The organism is Kitasatospora sp. NPDC093806, from assembly GCF_040683335.1.
GTDB lineage: Bacteria > Actinomycetota > Actinomycetes > Streptomycetales > Streptomycetaceae > Kitasatospora.
This window is the reverse complement of sequence record NZ_JBFBDO010000001.1, coordinates 199314-224563: the sequence shown is the minus strand read 5'-3', so window position 1 is coordinate 224563 and position 25250 is coordinate 199314. Positions and strand designations below refer to the sequence as shown.

Annotated in this window: 9 protein-coding genes and 1 tRNA gene; 9 read left to right on the top strand and 1 reads right to left on the bottom strand. The window is 74.7% G+C overall.

Going from position 1 to position 25250, the window contains the following annotated elements:
• Positions 1-281: 281 nt before the first annotated feature.
• The 5 genes from topA (at position 282) to AB0N76_RS00930 (ending at position 11951) form a co-directional block, all read left to right on the top strand.
• Complete coding sequence (gene topA / locus AB0N76_RS00950) at positions 282-3155, top strand: type I DNA topoisomerase (RefSeq protein WP_363552136.1); 2874 nt, start codon at positions 282-284, stop codon at positions 3153-3155.
• A 191-nt stretch (positions 3156-3346) separates the two neighbouring features.
• Entirely contained in the window at positions 3347-6841 is a 3495-nt protein-coding gene (tmk, locus tag AB0N76_RS00945; RefSeq protein WP_363552134.1) for a dTMP kinase, read from the top strand.
• Between the two features lie 231 nt (positions 6842-7072).
• Positions 7073-8284, top strand: coding sequence for a DNA polymerase III subunit delta' (locus AB0N76_RS00940; RefSeq protein WP_363552243.1), 1212 nt, complete (start codon positions 7073-7075; stop codon positions 8282-8284).
• 211 nt (positions 8285-8495) lie between these two features.
• Positions 8496-9704, top strand: coding sequence for a hypothetical protein (locus tag AB0N76_RS00935; RefSeq protein WP_363552132.1), 1209 nt, complete (start codon positions 8496-8498; stop codon positions 9702-9704).
• Positions 9705-10415: 711 nt separating this feature from the next.
• Positions 10416-11951 carry an alpha/beta hydrolase gene (locus tag AB0N76_RS00930; protein ID WP_363552241.1) on the top strand — a complete coding sequence of 512 codons (1536 nt, stop codon included), beginning with the start codon at positions 10416-10418 and terminating at the stop codon, positions 11949-11951.
• 42 nt (positions 11952-11993) lie between these two features.
• On the opposite strand, the gene leuE is transcribed toward AB0N76_RS00930, so the two are convergent.
• The gene (leuE, locus tag AB0N76_RS00925) at positions 11994-12665 is read right to left on the bottom strand and encodes a leucine efflux protein LeuE (protein WP_363552130.1); all 672 of its coding nucleotides are present in this window, start codon (positions 12663-12665) and stop codon (positions 11994-11996) included.
• Between the two features lie 206 nt (positions 12666-12871).
• Here leuE and AB0N76_RS00920 point away from each other — a divergent pair.
• From AB0N76_RS00920 to AB0N76_RS00905, 4 genes are all read left to right on the top strand, one after another.
• Positions 12872-12948 (top strand) — tRNA-Thr (locus AB0N76_RS00920).
• Positions 12949-13495: 547 nt separating this feature from the next.
• Positions 13496-14959, top strand: a complete 1464-nt coding sequence (locus tag AB0N76_RS00915) for an acyltransferase domain-containing protein (RefSeq protein WP_363552128.1) — start codon at positions 13496-13498, stop codon at positions 14957-14959.
• 5 nt (positions 14960-14964) lie between these two features.
• Positions 14965-22659 carry a cytochrome P450 gene (locus AB0N76_RS00910; protein ID WP_363552126.1) on the top strand — a complete coding sequence of 2565 codons (7695 nt, stop codon included), beginning with the start codon at positions 14965-14967 and terminating at the stop codon, positions 22657-22659.
• A complete protein-coding gene (locus AB0N76_RS00905) occupies positions 22656-25190 on the top strand; it encodes a KR domain-containing protein (RefSeq protein ID WP_363552124.1) in 2535 nt (844 codons plus the stop codon). Before AB0N76_RS00910 ends, AB0N76_RS00905 begins: the two co-directional genes overlap by 4 nt.
• The last annotated feature ends 60 nt before the right edge of the window (positions 25191-25250 follow it).

The window sequence follows — 25250 nt, the reverse complement described above, 5'->3', positions numbered from 1 at the left end:
GCTTTTGAAATCCGTCATTCCATCCTTCGAAACCCGCCGAAGCCCCCCTCCGCAGGGCGCGATGCGTGGTCGTCGGGTTACCGTTCGAGTGGCGTCGGTCGGCCTTGCCGGTGAAATTGCGGGATCCGTCCGTTTGACAAGGGTGGCCGGGGTACGGTCACACTCCGCTGGTGGGGTCGTCGTACAGCGGCAGCCCCGGGACGGTGGAGGGGTCGGGCGGAGCGCAGCCCGTGCTGCCCGCGCCGACCAGCTCACGTAACGACCGGGAGAGAAGAGCGAAGGTGTCCCCGAGCAGCGAGACCGCGCACGGACAGCGACTCGTCATTGTCGAGTCGCCGGCCAAGGCGAAGACGATCAAGGGCTACCTGGGCCCCGGCTACATCGTCGAGGCGAGCGTCGGGCACATCCGCGACCTGCCGAGCACGGCGGCCGAGGTCCCGGACAAGTACACCGGTGAGGTGCGCCGCCTCGGCGTCGACGTGGACCACGACTTCGCGCCCATCTACGTGGTGAACGCGGACAAGAAGTCCCAGGTCAGCAAGTTGAAGTCGCTGCTCGCGGAGTCCGACGAGCTCTTCCTCGCCACCGATGAGGACCGCGAGGGCGAGGCCATCGCGTGGCACCTCCAGCAGGTGCTCAAGCCCAAGGTGCCGGTGCACCGGATGGTGTTCCACGAGATCACCAAGGCCGCCATCCAGGAGGCGGTGGCCAACCCGCGCGAGCTGAACCAGCGTCTGGTCGACGCCCAGGAGACCCGCCGCATCCTCGACCGCCTGTACGGCTTCGAGGTGTCGCCGGTCCTGTGGAAGAAGGTCATGCCGAAGCTGTCGGCGGGCCGCGTGCAGTCGGTCGCGACCCGGCTGGTGGTCGAGCGCGAGCGCGAGCGGATGGCGTTCCGCTCGGCCTCGTACTGGGACCTGGTCGGCACCTTCGGCACCGGCCGCACCGCGGTGGCCGGCGCCGACCCGGAGAACTTCGGCGCCCGGCTGAGCAGCGTCGACGGCAAGCGGATCGCCAGCGGCCGCGACTTCGGCCAGGACGGCCGGCTCAAGGCCGGCAGCACCAACACCCTGCACCTGGACGAGCAGGCCGCCCGCCAGCTGGCCGCCGCCCTGGAGCAGACCGCGTTCTCGGTGCGCGGCGTCGAGTCCAAGCCGTACCGCCGCTCGCCGTACGCGCCGTTCCGCACCACCACGCTGCAGCAGGAGGCCAGCCGCAAGCTGGGCTTCGGCGCCAAGCGGACCATGCAGGTGGCCCAGAAGCTGTACGAGAACGGCTTCATCACCTATATGCGCACCGACTCCACCACGCTGTCGGACACCGCCATCTCCGCCGCCCGGGCGCAGGTCACCCAGCTGTACGGGGCCGACTACCTGCCGGACGCGCCGCGCACCTACGCGTCCAAGGTGAAGAACGCGCAGGAGGCGCACGAGGCCGTCCGCCCGTCCGGCGACCGGTTCCGCACCCCCGCCGAGACCGGCCTGAGCGGTGACGACTTCCGGCTCTACGAGCTGATCTGGATGCGTACCGTCGCCTCCCAGATGAAGGACGCGGTCGGCCAGTCGGTCACCGTCAAGGTCGGCGGCCGCTCGGCCGACGGCCGGGACGTCGAGTTCTCCGCCTCCGGCAAGATCATCACCTTCCACGGCTTCCTCAAGGCCTACGTCGAGGGCGCCGACGACCCGAACGCCGAGCTCGACGACCGCGAGCGCCGGCTGCCGCAGGTGAGCGAGGGCGACCCGCTGGCCGCCGAGCAGCTCACCCCCGAGGGCCACGCCACCAAGCCGCCGGCCCGCTACACCGAGGCCTCGCTGGTCAAGGAGCTGGAGGACCGGGAGATCGGCCGCCCCTCCACCTACGCCTCGATCATCGACACCATCATCAACCGCCGGTACGTCTTCAAGAAGGGGACGGCGCTGGTGCCGTCCTTCCTCTCCTTCGCCGTGGTCAACCTGCTGGAGAAGCACTTCGGCCGGCTGGTCGACTACGACTTCACCGCGAAGATGGAGGACGACCTCGACCGGATCGCGGCCGGCGAGGCCCAGTCCGTGCCGTGGCTGAAGCGCTTCTACTTCGGCGAGGACGCCGGCGAGGGCGCGGCCGCGGGCGGCGCCGCCGAGGCCGGCAACGGCGACGGCGACCACCTGGGCGGCCTGAAGGAACTGGTCACCGACCTCGGCGCGATCGACGCCCGGGAGATCAGCTCCTTCCGGATCAGCGACGACATCACCCTGCGGGTCGGCCGCTACGGCCCGTACGTGGAGCGCGCCTCCACCGTCGAGGGCGAGCCCGGCCAGCGCGCCGACATCCCCGACGAGCTGCCGCCGGACGAGCTGACCGTCGAACTCGCCGAGGAGCTGCTGGCCCGGCCCAGCGGAGACTACGAGCTCGGCCCGGACCCGGTCAGCGGCAACATGCTGGTCGCCAAGGACGGCCGATACGGCCCGTACGTCACCGAGATCCTGCCCGAGGGCACGCCGAAGACCGGCAAGAACGCCGTCAAGCCGCGCACCGCCTCGCTGCTCAAGACGATGGCGCTGGACACCGTCACCCTCGACGACGCCCTGAAGCTGCTCTCGCTGCCGCGCGTGGTCGGCGTCGACCCCGAGGGCGTGGAGATCACCGCGCAGAACGGCCGCTACGGCCCGTACCTCAAGCGCGGCACCGACTCCCGCTCGCTCACCAGCGAGGAGCAGATGTTCACGGTCACGCTGGAGGAGGCGCTGGCGATCTACGCCCAGCCCAAGCAGCGCGGCCGGGCCGCCGCCGCGCCGCCGCTCAAGGAGCTCGGCACCGACCCGGTCAGCGAGCGGCCGGTCGTGGTCAAGGACGGCCGGTTCGGCCCGTACGTGACCGACGGCGAGACCAACGCCACGCTCCGCAAGGACGACGCGGTCGAGACCATCACCCCCGAGCGCGGCTACGAGCTGCTCGCCGAGAAGCGGGCGCGCGGGCCGGTCAAGAAGACGGCGAAGAAGGCCCCGGCGAAGAAGACGGCCGCCAAGAAGACGACGACCGCCAAGAAGACCACCGCCACCAAGACGGCGGCGGCCAAGACGGCGGCCAAGAAGACCACCACCAAGGCGGCCGCCAAGAAGACGACCACGGCCAAGAAGAGCGCGGCGAGCAAGACCACCGCCACCGACGAGGGCTGACACCCGATCGGTCGCACCGGGCCCGCGTCCGCCCCGGCGGCGCGGGCCCGAACCGTTCCCGGCCGGCCCCCGCCCCGGGCCGGCCCGCCGGTCGACCGGCGTGTGCGGAGTCCGTCACAACCCGGCGACGGCGCCCGCCGGGAGCCGCGCTCCCCTCTTTTGCGCCATGCCCCGCCCGCTACGCTGACCGTATGACGAGCGAGGACCAGCCCACCCCCAGCGCCGCCGCGGACGGCAGAACCGGCCTTCCCGGCCTGCCCGAGGTCGCGCCCGCCGGAACCGCCGGCGAGCGGATCCGCGCCCTGCTGAGGCTGCGCCCCTACCGCCGGCTCTGGACCACCCAGCTGATCGGCGGCACCGCCGACCGGCTCAGCCTGCTGGTGCTGCTCGCGCTCACCGTGATCGCCGCCGCGCTCGGCGGCCGCTTCGGCGACCTGCCGCGCAGCCTCGCCTTCGCCGTCACCGCCGTCCTCGCGGCCCGGCTGGCCGCCACCGCGCTGGTCGGCGCCGCCCTGCTCGGCCCCGTCCACGGGCTGCTCACCGGAGTCCTCGACCGGCGCTGGGCGCTGTTCGGGGCGGACGTGCTGCGCGCCGTGCTGATCGGTGTCGCGCCGTGGTGGATCGTCTGGCTGGGCTCCGGCCCCGAGGCCGCCGGCGGGCGGTCCACCGGCGCGGCGACCTGGGTCCTGCTCGCCACCGTCTTCCTGACCGGTGCCGCCGAGCGGGTCTGGGCGATCGCCAAGGCCGCCGCCGTCCCCGGCCTGCTGCCGCCCGCGGACCCCTACGCCCCGGCCGCCGAGCGGCGCCCGTCCGCCGCCAACCTGGCCACCGTCCGCACCCTGGACCACCGCACCGGCTGGGCCACCGTCCCGCTCGCCGCCGCCGCGCTGGTCGCGCTCACCCTGGTCAACAACGTCTTCGCGGCCCTCGGCTCGGACTGGCTGCGCGCCCACCAGACCACCTTCGCCGCGCTCGGCGCCGCCGCCCTGTTCGCCGCCTCGGCCACCCGGGTGTACCTCCAGGAGCTGCCCGGCGGCCCCGTCCAGGCACCCCCGCACTCGCCGCTGCGCGGCCTGCGCGCCCCCACCGACGCCACCCCCGGCCCCGCCCTCGGCAAGGGCCGCACCGGCGCCGCCCCCTACTTCACCTTCGCGGTCGCCGCCGGGTACGCCACGATGGCCGGCGTCACCGCGCTCGCGCTGCTCACCGCCGCCGAGCACGGGGCCGGGCCGATCGGCTACGGCCTGCTGGTGCTCGCCGCCACCGGGGTTCCCGCGCTCGGGGTCCGGCTCACCCGGGCCACCCTGCCCGGGTTCTCCCGCCGCCGGCTGCTCGCGCTCGCCCTGCTCACCGAGGGCGTCGCGCTGATCCTGGCCGGGCTGGTCCTCGACTTCGTGCTGGTCCTGCTGCTCACCGTGCTCGCCGCGCTCGCCGCCGGGATCGTCATCGCCACCGGCCGCGCGCTGCTCGCCCAGGAGGTCGAGGAGCTCCGGCTGCCCACCGTCACCGAGCACCTGTACGCGGTGCTGCGGGTCGTGGTCGGTGCCGCGCTGCTCGGCGTTCCGCTGATCGCCGCCGCCTACGGGGACGTCGAGTACGGCAGCGTCGAACCCGGCTCCTTCACCTTCATCCACGGCGGGGCGGCCCTCGCGGTCGCCACCACCGGACTGCTCACCCTGGTCCTCGCCGCCGTCGTGCTGCTGCGCACCGACGACCGGCGCGGCACCGTGCCCTTCGGCCGCGACCTGGTCGACGCGGTCCGCGGCGGCACCGGCCCGACCCCGCTCCGGGGCGCCGGCACCGGCTTCTTCATCGCCCTGGAGGGCGGCGACGGCGCCGGCAAGTCCACCCAGGCCCAGGCGCTCGCCGAGTGGATCCGCGGCAAGGGCCACGAGGTCGTCCTGACCCGCGAACCCGGCGGCAGCCCGGTCGGGCAGCGGCTGCGCGCGCTCGTCCTGGACGTCGGCAACACCGGCCTCTCGCACCGCGCCGAAGCGCTGATCTACGCCGCCGACCGGGCCGAGCACGTCGAGAACGTGATCCGCCCGGCGCTCGCCCGCGGCGCCGTCGTCATCACCGACCGGTACATGGACTCGTCCATCGCCTACCAGGGCGCCGGCCGCGACCTGGCCGCCACCGAGGTCGCCCGGATCTCCCGCTGGGCCACCGGCGGGCTGCTGCCCGACCTCACCGTCGTCCTCGACGTCGACCCGACCCGGGCCCGGGAGCGCTTCACCGAGGCGCTCGACCGGCTGGAGTCCGAGCCGACCGAGTTCCACCAGCGGGTGCGGGCCGGTTTCCTCGCCCTGGCCGCCGCCGACCCGGCGCGCTACCTCGTCGTCGACGGGAGCAACCAGCCCGGCACCGTCACCACCGCCATCCGGCACCGGCTCGACCGCGAGCTGCCGCTCTCCGAGCAGGAGAAGGCCGCCCGCGCCGAGCAGGAGCGGCTCGCCCGCGAGGAGGCCGAGCGGCGCGCCGCCGAGGAGGCGCGCAAGCGGGCCGAGGAGGAGGCCGCCGAGCGCAAGCGCCAGGAGGTGCTGGCGCAGCTGCGGGCCGAGCAGGCGGAGCAGGAGCGGCTCGCCAAGGAGGAGGCCGAGCGGGTCGCCGCCGAGGCCGCGCGCAAGGCCGCCGAGGAGGCCCGGAAGCGGGCCGAGGAGGAAGCCCGCCGCCGCGCCGAGGAGGAGGCGAAGCGGCGTGCCGAGGAGGAGGCGCGGCTCGCGGCCGAGGCCGCCGAGCGCAAGCGGCTCGCCGAGGAGGCGGCCGCCCAGGCCGAGCTCCAGCGGCAGCGCGAGCTGGCGCGGGAGGAGCAGCGGCGCCGGGCGGAGGAGGCACTGCAGCGGGCCGAGGAGGCCCGGCTGGCGCAGGCCGCCGCGCTGGCGGCCGCTGCGGCGGCAGCCGCCGAGGCGGCGGAGCGGGCGGAGCGGAGCGGTTCGGCCGCTGCGGGCGCTGTTCCTCAGGCGGATGACGCGGCGACCACCGAGCTGCGGGCGGTGCGGGCCGAGGACGGCGAGGAGGCGACCCGGGAGATCTCCGAGCGGGACCGCCGCGCCGCCGTCCGGGCCGCCGGGGCCGCGGGGGTGGCCGATGTGACGACGACGGCGCCGCTGCCGGTGGTGCCGGAGGACGCGGGCCCGCGCGGTGCGGCCGTGGACGAGACGGCCGTGCTGCCCCGGATCCCGGCGGCGGACGCGGACCGGACGGCGGTGCTGCCGCGGATCGAGCCGGGTGCGGCCGGTGCTTCCGGTGCTTCCGGTGCGTCCGCCGCTTCCGACGGTCGGCTGCCGGCGGGGCTTTGGCGGGACGAGCGGCCCGGTGCCGCCCCCCGTCCGACGCCGCCCGCGGAGCGCCCGGTGGACAGCACGCGTGAGCTGCCGGTGATCGACCCGGAGCAGGAGCAGCCGCCCGCCGACGGCCGGCCGCGGCCGGACTGGGCGGAGGAGACCCCGCTCGACGACCTGCCGAGCCTCACCGACACCCTGCTCGGCTCGCGCGACGAGTGGGCCCGCTGGGGCCAGGGCGACCAGGGCGGCCAGGACGGCGCCGGAGCCCGCGGCGGCCAGGCGGGCCTGGACGCCCGGGACGGCTGGGAGGGTCGTGAGGGCCGCGAGGGCGGCGACGGTTCGGACCGTGGCCGGGACGACGGTGGCAAGGGCAAGGGCCGGCGCTGGGGGCGTCGGGGCTGATCGGCCTGATCGGCCTGACCGGCCTGACCGGTGGCGGCGCCGCTCGGGGTGATCCCGGGCGGCGCCGGGGCTCACCGGGGGCGGGTGTCCGGGGGCGCCGGGGGGTGTCGGGCCGGGCACGTATGCTCGACGGCGGGAACGGGAGGCGTACCCGGGGCGCCCGCGGACCTCCGGTCCCCACCGCCGTCGGCCCGTACCGGGGCGGAGTCCGTACCGAGCTTGGGAGCAGCAGTGGCCGTCTGGGACGACCTGGTGGGCCAGGAGCGGGTGGTCGAGCAGCTGACCGCCGCCGCCCGGGCGGCCGGGGCCACCGCCGCCGCCGGCCGCGGCGCCGCGCCGGAGCCCGGCGGCAACGCCTCGCTGATGACGCACGCCTGGCTGTTCACCGGCCCGCCCGGGGCCGGCCAGACCACCGCCGCCCGCGCCTTCGCCGCCGCCCTCCAGTGCACCAGCCCCGACCTCGCGCTCGGCGGCACGCCCGGCTGCGGCTTCTGCGACGGCTGCCACACCGTCCTCGCGGGCAGCCACGCCGACGTGAAGTACGTCCGCACCGACGGCCTGTCCATCGGCGTCGGCGACATGCGCGACCTGGTCATGCGGGCCTCCAGCTATCCGACCGGCGGCCGCTGGTCGGTGATCCTGGTCGACGCCGCGCACCGGCTCACCGAGGCCGCCGCGAACGCCCTGCTCAAGGGCGTGGAGGAGCCGTCCCCGCGCACCGTCTGGCTGCTCTGCGCGCCGTCCGTGCAGGACGTGCTGCCGACCATCCGCTCCCGCTGCCGCCTGCTGGTGCTGCGCACCCCGGCCGCCGAGGCGGTCGCCGACATGCTGGTCCAGCGCGACGGCGTCGAGCCCTCGACCGCCCGGATGGCCGCGCTGGCCGGCCAGGGGGACATCGAGCGGTCCCGCCGGCTGGCCGTCGACGAGCAGGCCCGGACCCGGCGCGCCGACGTGCTGCGGATCCCGCTGGAGGTCGCCGACATCGGCGGCTGCCTGGCCGCCGCCCAGCGCCTGGTCGACACCGCCAAGGCCGACGCCGAGGCGCTCGCCGAGACCCAGGACGCCAAGGAGACCGACGACCTCAAGGCCGCGTACGGCGCGGCGGAGGGCAGCAAGGCGCCGCGCGGCATGGCCGGGGCGGTCAAGGAACTGGAGAAGCGGCAGAAGAGCCGGGCCACCCGCACCCGCCGCGAGACCCTCGGCGTCGCCCTGCTGGACCTGCTCGGCTTCTACCGGGACGTGCTCGCGCTCCAGCTCGGCTCCGCCGGCGCGCTGGCCAACGAGGACCAGCGGACGGCGCTCGACCGGGTCGCCCAGGCCGGCCCGCCGGAGTCCACGCTGCGCCGGATCGAGGCGGTGCTCGCCTGCCGGCGGGCGCTGGACCGCAACGTCGACCCGCTGCTCGCGGTCGAGGCGATGACGGTCGCCCTGCGCGCGGGCTGAGCCCCCCGGCGCTCCGTCGGATGGGGCTTCCCGCCCCGGACGGTGTCCCACCTTCGAGTGAACGAGCGATACGCGCCGGGCACACCCGCGTGTGACACCCGGGTCGTCCCGCACGCTGGGGGCCGACTGTGCCCCGCCGCCGGGGCCGTCGCGTCCCGTACGGCGCCGGGCCCGACCGGTCGTCCGGCCCTCCTGCGAGGTGGTGCGTCCCATGGTCCGTTCGCTTCTGGTCGTCCCCCTGCTGGCCGCCGCCGGAGGCGGGGTCTGGCTGGCCCGCGGCGCGCTGCTGCGCTGGCGTGACCTGCGGGCCGCCGAGACGTACGAGCTGACGGGGGACCAGCGGCCGATGCTGGTGCGGGCGGCCGGGGCGATGGCCTGCGGGGTCTGCGTCACCGTGTTGACGCTGCTGACGGCGCTGGGCGCGTTCGGCGGGCTGGGTGGGGTGGACGGGCGGACCGGGGAGAACGGGGCGGTGGCGGGGGAACCGCTCGGTGACGCCGGGGGTGGGGGCGGGAACGGGAACGGGAGTGAGGACGGGGTCGGGAGCCGGCAGGCGGTTCCGCCGACCGGTGCCGCTGCTCCTGCTGCTGCTCCTGCTGCTGCTCCCGCTTCCGCTTCCGCTTCCGCTCCCGCGACTTCGGCCGCGCCGGCGCCGGTGGTCAGCCGGTTCGACAGCGTCGGGCGCCCGGGTGGCGGCGAGCTGCTGCAGTCCGCCGTGCCCGGCCCGGACGGGCACCCGCGCAACGTCCGGGTCTGGCTGCCCGCCCAGTACGCCAAGGACCCGAACGCCCGCTTCCCGGTCGTCGTGATGCACGCCGCCACGCCGCGCAAGACCGCCGACGCCGAGGTCCCGGACGTGTTCGAGGGCCTGGCCTCCGCCGCCCAGACCGCCAAGTCCCGGCCGTTCATCCTGGTCGCCCCCGAGGCGCCGAACGGCACCGGCTACCCGTGCGACCTGGTCGCCGCCGCCCCGCAGGCCGTCGCCGACGACACCGCGCTGCGCACCACCATCGCCGCCACCTTCCGCACCCTGCCGCCCGGCCCGGCCGGCTGGGGCACGCTCGGCGTCGAGGGCGGCGCGCCCTGCGCGGCGGCCGCCGGACTCTCCCGCCCCGACCTGTACGGCGCGGCCGCCGCCGTCTCCGGCCGGTACGACGCCGCCGCGCTCGTCCAGGCCGGCGCCGAGGCACCCGCCACCGCGACTCCCCGACTGCTGCTCGCGGCCGGCAAGGCCGACACGGCCGGACTGGACGCCGCCCGCAAACTCCAGGCGGCGCTGCGCGCCGGCACGGGGGCGGCGGCCCGCGCGGAGGTGCGGATCTCGGACAACGCGCAGGACTACACGCCGGAGCGGATCCGCCTGCGGCTGGTCCGCCAGGCGGCCCAGTACCTCGGCGAGACGCTCGGCAAGACCCCCTGACCGGCCGGGCGCCGGAGCCGTCGTGTGGCGTGGTCCAGTCGCCTTGACGCCGCGGGCTGACGCCGCGGGCTGACGCCGCGGGCTGACGCCGCGGGCTGACGCCGCGGGCTGACGCCGCGGGCTGACGCCGCGCGCTGATCCGTCGCGAACCGTCGGGGACGCCCTAGGCTTCCCGGTACCCCGGGTGGCAGTGAGGTCACCGGGCGCGGTCGGTCGAGGGGATCCCACATGCGGGCGGGCAGGCGGGTCGACGTGCGGCGGGGTGTGCGGGGGGATCGCCCGGTGGGGGATCGGGTGGAGCCGTGGGTCGAGGCGCGGGTGGGTGCGCAAGGGGATGGCCTGGTGAGGGGCCGGGTGGAGCCGTGGGTCGAGGCGCGGGTGGGTGCGCAAGGGGATGGCCTGGTGAGGGGCCGGGGGGAGTCGGGGGTTGAGGCGCGGGTGGGTGCGCAGGGGGATGGCCCGGTGGGGAGCCGGGTGGAGTCGGGGGTCGACGTCCGGAGGGACGCGGGTGCGGGTGTGCGCGGAGACGGTCCGATGGGGGACTGGGTGGCCGCGGGGGGCGAGGTGCAGGGGGACGGCCCGGCGAGGGGCTGGGTGAGTGCGGGAGTTGGTGTGCGCGGAGACGGCTCTGCGGCGTACGGTCCGGCGGGTCGGCGGGGTGGCGTGCGGGTGGGTGGGGGAGTGGCGGCGCTGGTGGCGGTGGTCGGGTTGATGGCCGGGGGGTGTGCCGGCGGTGGTGCGGGGGCGCAGGGTGCGGACGCCTCCGGCTCCGCCTCGGCGGCGCCGTTCGTGACGGCGGCTCCGGCCGGGGTCACGGCGTTGGAGCCGTTGCCCGCCGCCGTGCCGCCCGGGCTCGCCCCCTACTACGGGCAGCGGCTCGGGTGGCAGCCGTGCGACGACGGCTACGAGTGCACCACCTTCCGGGTGCCGCTGGACTACGACCGTCCCGCCGACGGCGACCTCACCCTGGCGGCCGTCCGCGCCGGGGCGACCGGGGCGGACCGGTTGGGCTCGCTGCTGCTCAACCCCGGTGGTCCGGGCGGCTCCGCCGTCGAGTACGTGGAGGCCGCCGCCCGCGGCTACGACGCCGGGGTGCGGGCCCGGTACGACCTGGTCGGCCTCGACCCGCGCGGGGTCGGCCGGAGCGCGCCGGTCAGCTGTCTGACCGGCGAGCGGATGGACGCGTACACCGCCGTCGACATCACCCCCGACGACCCGGCCGAGGTGGACGCGCTGGTGGCCGCCGCCCGGGAGTTCGCCGAGGGCTGCGGGAAGCAGGCCGGGGCCCGGCTCGGGCACCTCGGCACGGTCGAGGCGGCGCGCGACCTGGACGTGCTGCGGGCGCTGCTCGGCGACGAGCGGCTCAACTACGTCGGCAAGTCGTACGGCACCTTCCTCGGCGCCACCTACGCGGGCCTCTTCCCGGGCCGGACCGGCCGGATGGTGCTGGACGGCGCGATGGACCCCTCGCTCGACGCGACGACCGGGAACCGCACCCAGGCGGGCGGGTTCGAGACGGCCTGGGCGGCCTTCGCCCGGGACTGCGCCAAGCGCGACGACTGCCCGTTCGGCCGTACCGAGCAGCAGGCGGGCGAGCAACTGGCCGCCCTGTTCACGGCGGTCGACGCGCACCCGCTGCCGACCACGGACGGGAACCGCCGGCTGAGCGAGGCGCAGGCGACCACCGGCGTCATTCAGGCCATGTACGCGGACTTCCTGTGGCCGCGGCTGCGCACCGCGCTCGCCGACGCCCGGGCCGGTGACGGCACCGCCCTGCTGAAGCTGTCCGACGCGTACTACGGCCGCGAGTCGGACGGCTCCTACCCGAACCTGATGTTCGCCAACATGGCGGTGAACTGCCTGGACCTGCCCGCGCCGTTCGCCGGACCGGAGGACGCGGCGCGGGCGGTGCCGGACTTCGAGCGGGCCTCGCCCCGGTTCGGCCGCGACATGGCCTGGATGGCGCTGACCTGCACCTACTGGCCGGTCCCGCCGACCGGGGCGCCGCACACCGTCCGGGCCGCCGGGGCCGCGCCGATCGTGGTCGTCGGCACCACCCGCGACCCGGCCACGCCGTACGCGTGGGCGCAGGCGCTGGCCGGGCAGCTGGAGTCGGGGCGCCTGCTGACCTACGACGGGGACGGCCACACCGCGTACGGCCGCCACGACGCCTGCCTCGACGGCGCGGTCAACCGCTACCTGCTGGGCGGCGAGCCGCCGGAGAACGGGAAGCGCTGCGGCCGCTGAGGCGGGCGCCGGGGTGGCCGGTTCCCGACGGGTGACCGGGCGTCAGACGGAGGTGACCGCGAGCTTGGCGGCGAAGCCCGCGAACAGGGCGGCGACCCCGCCGGTGAGGCCGGCCGAGAGGCGCTTGCGGCGCCGGAAGGCGGTGGCCAGGGTCGTGCCCGCGAAGATCAGCAGGGAGAGGTAGAGGAGGCTGAAGGCCTGCAGGATGCCGCCGAGCAGCGCGAAGGAGAGCACCGGCCGGCCGTAGGAGGGGTCGACGAACTGGGTGAAGAAGGAGAGCAGGAAGAGGATCGCCTTGGGGTTGAGCAGGCTGATCACCAGGGCGCGGCGGAACGGGCGTTCGGTGGACTCCGGGGCCGACGCGTCGGCGGCGGCAGCGGCGGAGGCGGCGTCGTCCGGCCCGGTCCGGTGCTCGCGCCACAGCTGCCGGGCGGCCCGCAGCATGCCGACGCCTATCCAGAGCAGGTAGGCGGCGCCGCCGAACTTGACCACGGCGAACACCGCCGGGTTGGCCTCCAGCAGCGAGGCGGCGCCCAGGGCGGTGAGGCTGATCAGGGTGAAGTCGCCGACGAACACGCCCGCCGCGGCGGTGTAGCCGGTGCGGACGCCCTTGCGCGCGGCGACCGACAGGACGTAGAGGGAGTTCGGTCCGGGCAGGAGGATGATGACGAGGGCGCCGAGGACGTAGGTCGCCAGATCGTTGACTCCGAGCACGATGGGCTCCGGGGGAGTGGGAGAGGGGAGGGGCGCTCATCGTAACGTCGTACGAACCGGCGCCCGGCGGCCGCGAGCGGCGCCCGGAGGCCAGGACCGGCGCCCGACGACCGTGACCGGCGCCCGCGGCCACCCGCCCGCCCCGGTACGGATCACCCACGAACCTGTGTAGACTGGCCCGCGTTGCCACTGCTTGTGGCAGCGGTGCCGCCTTAGCTCAGTTGGCCAGAGCAACGCACTCGTAATGCGTAGGTCATGGGTTCGAATCCCATAGGCGGCTCCACTCGGAGGCCCAGACCGGACAGTGTCCGATCTGGGCCTCTTGGCGTTGTTGGGGAAGAAGATCCTTGATCGATTTCGCCCGGGCCCCGGGGTTTTCATATTAGGTAGCTGACGACTTGTCATGGACCGACCGGCGTCGGAATGTTACCGGCCGGTCGCATTGGAAAGTGCTTGACGGCGCTGGCGGCGGATTCCTAGGGTGAATGCGTATGAGTCGCCGCGCCGGGGCCGATGCGTGGCGATTCAGGGGGCAGCGGGCATTTTTCCGGCAGTGACTGACAATTCACTGCCCACCGGCGGGCGCAGGCAGGGGTGGTGACGGCCACCCCCAACAGGCCTGTGCTGCTTGCCGGTTGCCCGTGTCCCGGGCTGCGCCGAAAGGCATTGTTCCTCGGCTGCCGATCGCTTCTCGAGTTAACCGAAGATTTACCGGAGCCGCCTCACTCGGGTAGTGCGGCATGAATACGGTCTTTCTCGGCCGGAGAAATGCGACGGGCTCGGCCGGTACCGCTGATCACGCAAAAAAGAGTATGGGGGAAGTGTGCATCATGCCTAAAACTTCGATTGCCGTCCTCTTTCCGGGGCAGGGCGCCTATTACGGGCGTGCGCTCGCCGACCTGCGGGACGGGTTTCCCGAGGTCGGACCGGTTCTCGCCGAGATCGGTGACGCGGCCCGGCCGCTGCTGGGCGACCGGGCGGTCGACCAGTTGTTCGCGGACGGCACGCCGGACACGGAGCAGTTGCTCCGGGAGGCCCCGGACGCGCTCCAGCTCGCCATCTACGCCGTGTCCACGGCGACTTTCACCGTGCTGCGCGCCCGCGGGCTGCGCCCCGACGTCCTGATCGGCCACAGCCTCGGCGAGATCGCCGCGCTGGTCGCCGCCGGCGCGTTCACGCCGGCCGAGGGCGCGGAGATCGTCTGCCACCGCAGCATCGCGCTGCGCGAGGCGGGCCTCGGTGACGCCTACATGGCCGCCGTGGGCACCGACGCGGACCGGGTGCAGCAGCTGGTCGAGCTGGTCGGCGACCCGCTGACCGGGATCGCGGTCGAGAACCACGACACCCAGACCGTGCTGTCCGGGCGGGCCGAGACGCTGGACACGGTGGGCCGGCTCGCGGCGGTGCTCAAGATCGACTTCGCCCGGCTGAAGTCGCCCTACGCCTTCCACAGCCCGCTGCTCGGCCCGGCGGCGGAGAAGTTCGCCCAGCGCATCGCGGACATCCGGCAGAAGCCGCTGCAGACCGCGGTCCACTCGCCGATCCTGGGCCGCGCCTACGAGGACCGGGACCGGCTGACCGAGCTGCTGGCCGGACACTTCACCAGCCGGGTGCGGTTCGCCGCCGCGGTGCGCGAGTTGGCCGGGGACGGGGTGTCGGTCTTCGTCGAGAGCGGCGCGCTGGACGCGCTCAGCCGGATCACCGGCCGGATCGTCGGGGCGCCCGTCACCACCATCCCCACCCTGCTGCCCGAGGCGGGCGGGGCCGCCGTGCTGCGGCAGGCCGTCGACCGGCTCGCCGCGATCGGCGCGGTGGAGGCCGGTGCGGCCGGCTCCTCGGCCGACCACCTGCGGAACGCGCTGCTGTCCGACGTCCCGGCGGAGGACTTCGAGGCGTTCTGGAACGGGCGCGGCGGGGACGTCCGGGCGTTCGCGCGGGAGGCGTACCTGACCTACCTGGGCGCGCGGCCCGAGCAGAGCGGCAGTGGGAACGTCAGCGGGAACGGTGCGGCGCCGGCAGCGGGGGCTCCGGCGGCGGCCGTGGACCGGGACGGCCTGGTGCGCGAGCTGGCCGACATCTACGCCGAGGCGCTGGAGTACCCGGCGGAGGTGTTCGAGGAGGGCACCGACCTGGAGGCCGAGCTGGGCGTGGACTCGGTGAAGCAGACCGAGCTGCTGGTGCGGGTGGGCAACCGCTACGAGCTGCCGCCGCGGCCGTCGGACGTGCGCCCGGCCGCGTACAACACGCTGGGCAAGATCGCGGACCTGATCATCGCCTCCGGCGGGGCGGCGTGAGGACCGTGTCCCAGGAGCTGAGCGGCAAGATCGCCCTGGTCACCGGAGGGGCGCGGAACGTCGGCAAGGTCATCGCCAAGCGGTTGGCCGCCGACGGCGCCCTGGTCGTCATCAACCACCTGCACTCGCCCGGGCCCGCGCGGGAGACCGCGGCGGAGATCGAGCGGGCCGGCGGGCAGGCGCACGTGATCCGTGCGTCGGTCGCCGTGCGCGGTCAGGTGGACCGCATGTTCGACGAGATCGAGGAGCGCTTCGGCGGCCTCGACATCCTGGTCAACAACGCCGCGAACGGCGCGCTGGTGCCGGGCGAGGAGGTCACCGAGCAGCTCATCGACCGGGCGCTCGACACCAACCTCAAGGGCGGGCTGGCCTGCGCCCAGCGGGCCGCGGCGCTGATGGCCAAGCGCGGCGGCGGCAGCATCGTCAACATCTCCACGCTGGGCGGCGGGCAGTTCGTGATGGCGAACTACCTGGCCTGCGGGCCGGCGAAGGCCGCCGTGGAGGCGATGACCCGCTACCTCGCGGTGGACTACGCGCGGGACGGGATCCGGGTCAACACGGCCGCGGCCGGGCTGCTGTACAGCGAGGTCGTGGACCTCTTCCCGGACGCCGAGCGGATGCAGCGGGCCACCGTCGAGGCGACCCCGATGGGGCGCCTCGGCCATCCGGAGGAGCTGGCGGAGGTGGTCGCGTTCCTGGCCTCCTCGCGGTCGAGCTGGATCACCGGCCAGCTGATCCTCGCCGACGGCGGCCTGTCCACCGGGCAGGCGCTGCTCTCCCCGCCGCGGGCGGAGGTCCGGCCGGTGCCGGCGACGGTTCCGGTGGCGGAGGGGCGCGGGACGGCGGAGGCGGCGGAGGCGGTCATCGAGGCGGCCGAGCGGGTCGTCACGGCGGCGGAGCCGGTGCCGGTCGCCGTAGTCGAGCCGGTGCCGGTCGCGGTCGCCCGAGTGGAGGAGAAAGCGCCGGAGTTCGACGATGACGATGACGAGATCGCCATCGTCGGCATGGGCATCGTCGTGCCCGGGGCCAACGACCTCGACGAGTACTGGCACGAACTCATGCACGGCGCCGAGCGGTTCGTCGAGATCCCGGCCGACCGGTGGGACAACGACAAGTTCCACTCGGCCGACAAGCGCGACGAGGACAAGACCTACTCCAAGCGCTCGGCGTTCATCACCGACTTCGCGCCGCACCCGCAACTGGCCCGGGAGCTCGCCGAGTCGGGGACCGACCCGGACGCCGTGGAGTCGACCACGCTGTGGCTGCGGCACTCGCTGATGCAGGCCATGGAGGGCGTCGCGCACGCCCCCGAGGACCGCTGCTCGTTCCTGGTCGGCTACACCGCGGACGGCAGCCAGCACCTGGAGGAGGCGACCGTCCGGGCCGGGGTGCTCGGCCGGCTGGCGCCGATCCTGGACGGTCTCGGCCTGTCGGCGGCGGACCGCGCCGAGGCGCTCGGCGCCGTCGAGCGGCGGCTGGCCGGGCACTACTCCCGCAGCGGTCCCGAGCCGCTGCAGTTCTTCCCGCACCGGGTGGGGCTCAACGCGATGCGGGACGTCCTGCCGTCGCACGCCGAGCTGCTGCTCGTCGACACCGCCTGCTCGTCCTCGCTCTACGCGGTGGACCTCGGCCTCAAGGGGCTGCTGGAGGGCCGGCACGACATCGCGGTGTGCAGCGGCTCGTTCGCCGTGGGGCCGCGCGGGTCGATCCTGTTCGCCAAGCTCAACGGCCTGTCGGTGAGCGGCGAGGTGCGCTCCCTGGACAAGGCCAGCGACGGGGTGCTGTTCTCGGACGGCGCCGCGACCGTGGTGCTCAAGCGGCTGGGCAAGGCGCGCCGGGACGGTGACCGGATCCTGGCGACCCTGCGCAGCTTCGGGTCGTCCTCCGACGGCAAGGGCAAGGCCATCTACGCGCCCAGCGCGGCGGGCCAGAAGCTCGCCATCCGGCGGGCGCTGGACCGGCCGGGCATGGACGAGGTGCGGCCGGACTGGATCGTCGCGCACGCCACCGGCACCCCGGCGGGCGACCTGGCGGAGTTCACCACCCTGCGCGAGACGCTGGGCGGCTTCCGGCCGGGGGCGGCCCCGGTGGTCGTCACCTCCAACAAGTCCGTGATCGGGCACACCGGTTGGGCCGCGGGCGTGGCCTCGCTGATCGAGGTCGTGCTGGGCTTCCGGCACGAGGTGATCCCGCCGCAGCACCGGTTCACCGAGACGCCGGCGGACTTCGCGATCGGCGAGTCCAACCTGGTGGTGCCGACCGAGGCGGTGCCGTGGCCGCGGGGCGGGCACCGGCGGACGGCGGCCGTCTCCGGCTTCGGCTTCGGCGGCACCAACGCGCACCTGGTGGTGCAGGAGCCGCCCGCGAAGGAGCGGGCCGCCGCCGCGCTGCCGCCGGTGAAGGAGCGGGAGCAGGAGCGGCCGCAGCGGATCGCGATCGTCGCCCGGACCGCGCACGTGCCGGGCACCGAGACCGCCGACGACCTGGCCTCCTGGCTGGGGCGGGCGCCGGCGCCCGAGGTGCTGTCCTTCGGTGACACCTACCCGCTGCCGTCGTTCAAGCAGGTGCGGATGCCCCCCGGCATGATGCGGGGCATCGACCGCTGCCAGCTGATGATCCTCAAGTGCGCGCACCGGCTGCGCGACAGCCTGGGCTCGTTCTGGGAGGACAACAGCGAGACCACCGGCGTGGTGCTCGGCCACCTGGGGGCGACCCGCAACGCCACGCTGTACGCGGCCCGTTGCTACCTGGACGACCTCACCATCGCGCTGCGGGCGGACGCCTCCCTGGCCTCGGCGCCGTGGCTGCCGCAGGCGCTGGACCTGCTCAAGTCCGAGGTGCGGCGGCTGGTCCCGCCCTCCAACGAGGACTCCTTCCCCGGCATGATGCCGAACGTGATCCCAGCCCGGGTCGCCAACTACTTCGACCTCAAGGGCCTCAACATGACGGTCGACACGGGGTTCACGTCGACCCTGAGCGCGATCGACGTGGCGATCCGCTACCTGCGTCAGGGCGAGCTGTCGATGGCCCTGGTCGGCGGCATCAACGGCAACAGCACCGACGAGGTGCGGCAGTTGCTGGACGACGCGCTGGACACCGAGACCGTGCTGGCCGAGGGCGCGTTCCTGTTCGCCCTGGTGACCGAGGAGACCGCCGCGGCCGCCGGACTGGAGGTCCTGGGCTACCTGGACACCCCGTTCACGGACGCGGAGCGGCCCGCGGAGTCGGCGGAGCCGGTCCCGACCATCGAGTGCGGGGCGCTGCGGACCGCGCGGCCGGCCTGCTACCTGGGCGCCGAGGGCGCGATCGGCATCCTGCAGGCGCTGGCCGAGGAGCCGGCCGAGCGGGACGCGCTGGTCGTCTGCCGCGGTGAGGACGGCGCGCCCGACCTCACGGTGCGGGTGTCGGCCCCGGTGCCGGCCGGCCCGTCCGCGGCCAGTGCTGCCTCCGTCGACGACGGCGGCGAGGTCCAGGTGCCGTCCGAGTTCTACGACGAGCAGTTCTACCGGGGCGACGAGCCGCTGCTGATCACCCGCCAGGTGCCCGGGCTGACCGGGACCCCGGGTGAGCCGGTGCGCGCGGAGCTGCCGTTCTGGCCCGCCGCGCCCACCGTGGTGCTGACCGACCGGCCGGAGACGGTGACCGCCGCCGGCGCCCCGGCGGGCACCCTGGTGCTGTCCACCGTGCCCGCCGACGGGCCGGGCGTCCGGTACCTGCGGGACGCGGACGCGGAGGCCGTCCGGGCGGTGCTGGACGAGGCCGATCCGGAGCACCGGATCCGGCACGTCCGGCTGGTCACCGACCTGTCCGGCGGGCAGACGCCGGAGCCGGTCGGGTCCGAGGCGGTCCAGGCGCTGCACGAGCTGCTGTTCCTGGTGGTGCAGCAGCGGCACGCGGCGCTGGCCGACGAGGCCGGGGGCGCCAGCTGCGTCGGGCTGTTCCTCGGCGCGCTGACCGACGGCACCCCGCACCCCTTCACAGGCATGTTCACCGGTCTGTTCAAGGTGATCCACCTGGAGTACGCGCCGCACTGCCTGGCCTACGCGCTGGTCACCGGCGAGCGGGAGGCCGCGGCCGGGGTCGCCCAGGCGACCCGGGAGTCCGCGTTCCGGCGCGGCCTGCCCACCGCGTACTACGACGGCGGCCGGCGGCTGACCGTCACCCTCGCGGAGGAGCCCGGCGAGCTGGTGCCGCCGGGGGAGGCCGCTCTCGGCCCGGACAGCGTCGTGGTGGCGGTGGGCGGCGGGCGCGGGATCACCGCCGAGCTGCTGACCGAGGTCGCCCGGCACTTCCGGCCCAGGCTGTACGTGCTGGGCAGCAACCCGGTGGACGAACACCCCCGGGAGTACCTGGAGCTGGACGACGAGGCCTTCGCCAAGGGCCGCGCCGACTACATCCGCAAGCAGCTCGCGCTGAAGGCGGGCAACCCCGCGCAGCTCAACCGCGCGTACGAGCGGATCGGCCAGGCGCGGGTGATCCGGGGCAACCTCGCCCGGATGGCCGAGCACAGCGGCGCGGGCGCCGTGCACTACGTGCCCTGCGACGTCACCGACCGCGACCAGGTCACGGCGGCGATGGACCGGATCCACGCCGAGGCCGGGCGGATCGACCTGCTGGTCAACGTGGCCGGGCTGAACCGTTCGGCGCCGATCGCGACCAAGAGCCTGGCCGAGTTCCGGCAGGTCCGGGACCTCAAGGTGCGCGGCTACTTCAACCTCAAGGCGGCGCTGCGCGGCCGGCCGCCCAAGGCCTGGTGCAACTTCGGTTCGCTGCTGGGCATGACCGGCCAGATCGGCGAGGCCGACTACGCCTCGGGCAACGACTTCCTCGGGGCCGCCGCGACCTACCACCACCAGGTGCTGGGCCAGCACGAGTTCACCGTGGGCTGGACGCTGTGGGGCGAGGTCGGGCTCGGTGCCAACGAGCTGACCAAGGCGTACTTCGAGAAGAGCGGCCTGTACTCCGCGATGAGCACCGCGGAGGGCGTGCACCACTTCGTCCGGGAGCTGAACCTGGTGAAGCCGTCGCCGCTCACCGTCCACCTGGGCGTGGCGGAACGGCGGGCGGTGGACCGGCTGCTGCCCGGGTTCCTCACGACCGGGAACCGCGTACCGGAGGAGCCCGTTCAGGCCCCGCAGGAGGAGGAGCCGGAGCGGCCGGCCGGGTTCTACCTCGGGGAGGTCGTGGCGCGCACCGCGGACTCGGTCACCTTCGAGCGGGTCTTCGACCTGGAGACCGACGACTACCTGAAGCACCACCGGGTCGCCGACGCGCCCACCCTGCCGGGGACCTTCGTCACCGAGATCGCCTTCGAGGCGGCCTCCTGGCTGGTGCCCGACCTGAAGGTGTACGCCTTCGAGGACCTGCGCTTCCACCACTTCCTCAAGGTCCGCGAGTCGGACCGGGCCGGACTGCGCAAGCGGATCCACGCCGAGCTGGTCGAGCGCCGGGCCGACCTCGGCCAGGCCGTGGTGGCCGTGCGGATCAGCCACGACGTGGTGGCGCCCAACGGCACCGTCCTGGTCAAGGACCGGCTGCACTTCGAGGTGCGGGTGCTGCTCGCGGGCGACCTGCCCGACGCGCCGCACTGGCAGGCCTGGCACCCGGCCGCCGAGACGCCGGTGCCCGACCCGTACCACATCCCGGGTTCGCCGGTGCTGCTCACCGACCTGTTCGTGTCCACCACCGACACCCGGCTGCACCCGGACGGCAAGCGGGCCACGTACACCCTCGAACTGCCCTCCGACCACCGGGTCTTCGCCGGCTTCGGCATCCCGGTGGTGCTGCTCGACGGCCTCGCCCGGACCGGGGTGCTCGCCCTGGTCGACGGCGACCTGATCCCGCTGGCCGCCCCGCTGGGCATCGGCCGGATCGACGTCTACGAGCACGGCGGGGACTGCCAGGTCGCCGAACGGCACGGCCGGGTCGACCTGTACGCCGTGCTGCCGGGGGCCGAGGCCGACGGGCGCGCGGCGGGCGCCGGCAACCGCTTCGTCGCGGTCCGGCCGGACGGGCGGATCCTGCTCCAGATGAAGGACCTGGACTGGACGCTGATGGGCTATCTCGACCGCAGGAACGGGAAGTTCCTGACCCCGGAGGAGGTGGCCGCGGCGGCCTCCGAGGGACCGACCACGAGTACCGGCAGTACCGGCGGTACCGAGAGCACGGAGGTGGTGGCAGCGATGGGAAAAGCTGAGACCGGCGCGGCGAGCGAGCAGCCGACGCCGGTGACCGCCGCCCCGCAGAACGCCCCGCAGAGCGCGGTGCAGAACGCCGTGCAGACCGCGCAGAGCACCCCGCCCGTGCGGCGGCCGGCCCGGCGCCCCGCCGAGGCCGCCGGCCCGCGCACCTCGCGCCCCGCCCCGGGGCCGCGCGGCCTGCGCAGCGTCCCCGGCAACCTGCGGAGGTTCCAGCGCAACGCGCCGGCCCTCTTCACCGACCTGGGCCGCTCCTACGGCGACATGGTCCGGCTGCCGCTGGGCTTCTTCAACGTCCACCTCAACTACCACCCGGACAACATCCGGTACGTCCTGCTGGACAACAACCAGAACTACATCCGCGGCAAGGGCTACGACGCCTTCAAGATCTTCATGGGGATGGGCCTGCTCACCCTCGACGGGGACGAGTGGAAGCAGCACCGCAAGGTGGTCAACCCGCTGTTCCACCGGACCGCGATCGACAACATGGCGACCACCATGACGGACTCCACCACCCTGGTACTGGACCGCTGGGCGCGGGCGGCCTCCGCCAGCCACGAGGTCGACGTGGTGCCCGAGATGATGGACCTGACCCTCGGCGCCCTCGGCAAGGTCATGTTCGACACCGACCTGCACCCGGTCGCCGACGAGGTCGGGCCGGCGATGGTCACCGCGATCGAGGCGATGGTCTTCCGCGGCACCCTCAACCACCTCACCCCCGAGGTCGTCCCGATCCCGTACAACCGGCGGATCCGCCGGGCCCGCAGGGTCATGTACGACGTGGTGGACGGGATCGTCGAGTCCCACCGGGCGGGCCGGCACGAGGGGCTGACCGACCTGGTCAGCCTGCTGCTGCAGGCGCGCGACGAGTCCGACGGCGAGTGGACCCGGCAGCAGATCCGGGACGAGATCATGACCGTCTTCATGGCCGGTCACGAGACCACCGGCACCGGTCTGGCCTGGGCGCTGTACGAGCTCGCCAAGGACCCGGACGCCCAGGAGCGGCTGCACGAGGAGGTCGAGCAGGTCCTCGGCGGGCGCACGCCCGGCATCGCCGACCTGGAGAAGCTCCCGTACACCCGGATGGTCGCCGACGAGACGCTGCGGCTGCACCCGCCGATCTGGGTCTACCCGCGCGACGCGGTGCAGGAGGACGAGGTCAACGGCTGGCACATCCCGGCCGGCGGCAGCGTCTTCATGGTGCCCTACGTCACCCACCGGCACCCGGACTTCTGGGTCGACCCGGACCGCTTCGACCCGGAGCGGTTCACCGAGCAGAACCGGGCGCAGCAGGCGCGCTTCGCCTACTTCCCGTTCGGCGGCGGTCAGCGCAAGTGCATCGGCAACCAGATGGCGCTGGTGCAGACGCACCTCACGCTGGCGATGGTGGCCCAGCGGTTCCGGCTGCGGGTCGTCCCCGACCACCCGCTGACCCTGGGCACGCTGGTCTCGTTCCGGCCGATGGACGGCATCCGCCTGGTCGTGGAGCCGAGGAAGCGATGACCCTGACCGAACCGACCACCCTGGCCGAGCTGCTGGCCCCGCCGGTGGTGGACTACCCGGACGACGGTTCGGTGCGGCCCGTGCAGCGCCACGTGTGGGAGCCGGTGGAGACCGCCGCGCTCCCGCCGGGCGCCGCCCCGGGCCTGCGCGGACGCTCGATCGCGGTGATCGGCGGCCGGGAGGCCACCGCCGCCGCGGTCGGCGCCGCGCTGACCGCGGCCGGGGCGAGCGCGCACCGCCTCGCCCCGCCCGCCGAGGGCGAGACCGGCGGGTTCGGCCCGTCCACCGCGGCCTTCCACGCCGCGGCCGGGCGGCTCGACGGGATCGTCGACCTCAACGTCGAGGAGTCCTTCGACCGGGCCGGCGCGGACAGCTGGGAGGGCGCCTTCCGGCAGACCGTCGCGCTGCTCCAGGCCTGCTTCCCGGACTGGATCGCCGAGACCGACGCGAACCGGCTGTTCTACCTGCCGGTCACCTGGCTCGGCGGCCGGATGGGCTTCGGCCCGGACCGGGTCGAGCAGCCGCTCGGCGGCCTCTGGGCCGGGCTCGCCAAGGGCCTGCCCCGGGAGCTGCCCAACTGCAACATCCGGATCCTCGACCTCACCGCCGAGCACTCGGCGGAGAGCATCGGCGAGCTGGTCAGCCGGGAGCTGTACCGCTGGGGCGCGTTCGAGATCGGCTACCACGCGGGCCGCCGGTACAGCCTGCGGGCCCGGCACGCGCAGCCCGGTCCGCCGCGCCGGGCGATCCGGCCCGGCGACACCGTGGTGATGTCCGGCGGCGGGCGCGGCATCGGCTTCGCCCTCGCCCGTTCGCTGGCCGAGGACTTCGGCGCCCGGGTGCTGGTCAGCGGGCGCGGGGCGGTCCCCGACGCGGCGAGCGTCCCGGCGCTGGCGCTGGACGACCGGGAGTTCCGGCAGCACCGGGACGAGCGGCTGCGCGAGGCGGTGGCCGGGCGCCGGGTGCCGCAGGTGCGGGCCGCGCTGGAGAAGCTGGCCCAGGAGCGCGAGCTGTGGGCCAACCTGGCCGCGGCCCGCGCGGACGGCCTGCGGATCGAGTACGTGCAGTGCGACATCACCGACCCGGAGCAGGTCGGGCGGCTGGTCGCGGCGGCCGGCGACCGGCTGGTCGGCGTCGTGCACAACGCGGGCCTGGACGTCCCGGTGCGGCTGCCCGGCAAGAGCGAGCAGACCCTCTCCCGGGTGGTCCGGGTCAAGGTGGGCGGCTTCCTCAACCTGCTGCGGGCCGTCGCCGACCGGCCGCCGCTCGCGTTCTTCTGCAGCACCGGATCGCTGACCGGCCGCTGGGGCGGCATGGTCGGCCAGCTCGACTACGGGGCGGCCAACGAGGCGCTGAGCCGGCTCGGCCTGTGGGCCTCGCAGGACGGCGAGCAGCCCGGACGGGAGCGGCGCACGCCGGTCTCCACGGTCTGCTGGCCGACCTGGGAACGGCTCGGCATGATCACCAACTACGAGGCGACGCTGCGCTACATGTCGGCGGTCGACGTCCGCGAGGGCCTGTACCACTGGAAGCGCGAACTGCTCGGCGGCGGCAGCGGCGAGTCCACCTTCATCGGCGACGTCGGTCCGGCGATGCTGCCGTCCGTGCTGCGCGGCTACCGGCAGGACACCGGGCTGCCCGGCATCGAGCGGCTCGCCACCAGCCGGCACTACCTGGGCGAGCCGCTGACCTTCCGGCCGTACGGGGCGCTCTCCACGGCCCACCTGCTGCGGGCCGAGGAACTGCCGTGCTGCGAGGACTTCCGGGTCGACGGGGAGCCCGCGCTGCCGGTCTCGCTGGTCCTGGAGTACCTGCGGGCCGCCGGGGAGTGGGTGCTGCCGGAGCAGGGGGACCAGCTGCGGTTCGCCGAACTGCGGGACCTGGCCGTCGAGTTGGCCGAGCTAAGGATGGGTCCGGGGCGGCGGGCGGCGGAGCTGGTCCGGCACGCCGAGGGGCGCTGGGCGGAGGACGGCAGCTGGCGGGTGGCGGTCACCCTGGAACGGTCCGGACGGCGCCTGGCCGCCGCCGAACTGGTCTTCCAGGCCGAGCCGTTGACCGATGTGCTGCCCGAGTCGCTGACCGGCCGCTGGGCCGAGGGGACGGGTCTCTCGGCTGGCACTGAACTGCTGCCGCTGCCCGGCGGCGGGCTCGGCTGGACCGGGCACGCCTTCCGGCTGGCCGCCTGGCGGCGCGACCCGGACACCGGTCGCTGGTGCGCCACCGCGGACCCGGGCCGGATGTCCGACCTGCTGCTCACCTCGCCGGCCCCCGGCTCCGAACTGCCGCTCAACCAGCTGGAGAACGTGCTGCGGGCCGCCTGGCTCTGCCAGGTCCGGGACGAGCCGGGCCTCGCGGACGCCGCCCGGCGGCTCACCGTGGAGCGGCTGCGCGCCGAGCCGCCGGCCCGCACCGGCGGGACCGGCCTGCTGGTCGGCGCGCCGGACGGCCGCGACTGGACCGGGCACCGCCCGGCCGGTGGCGACCGGGTCGGCCGGTCGCTGCTCCAGCTGACCGGCCTGCGCTTCCGCTGACGGCGCGGCGGCCCGCGCCGCCGCGCCGTTGCTCCGTCGCCTCGACCACGACCACGTGCC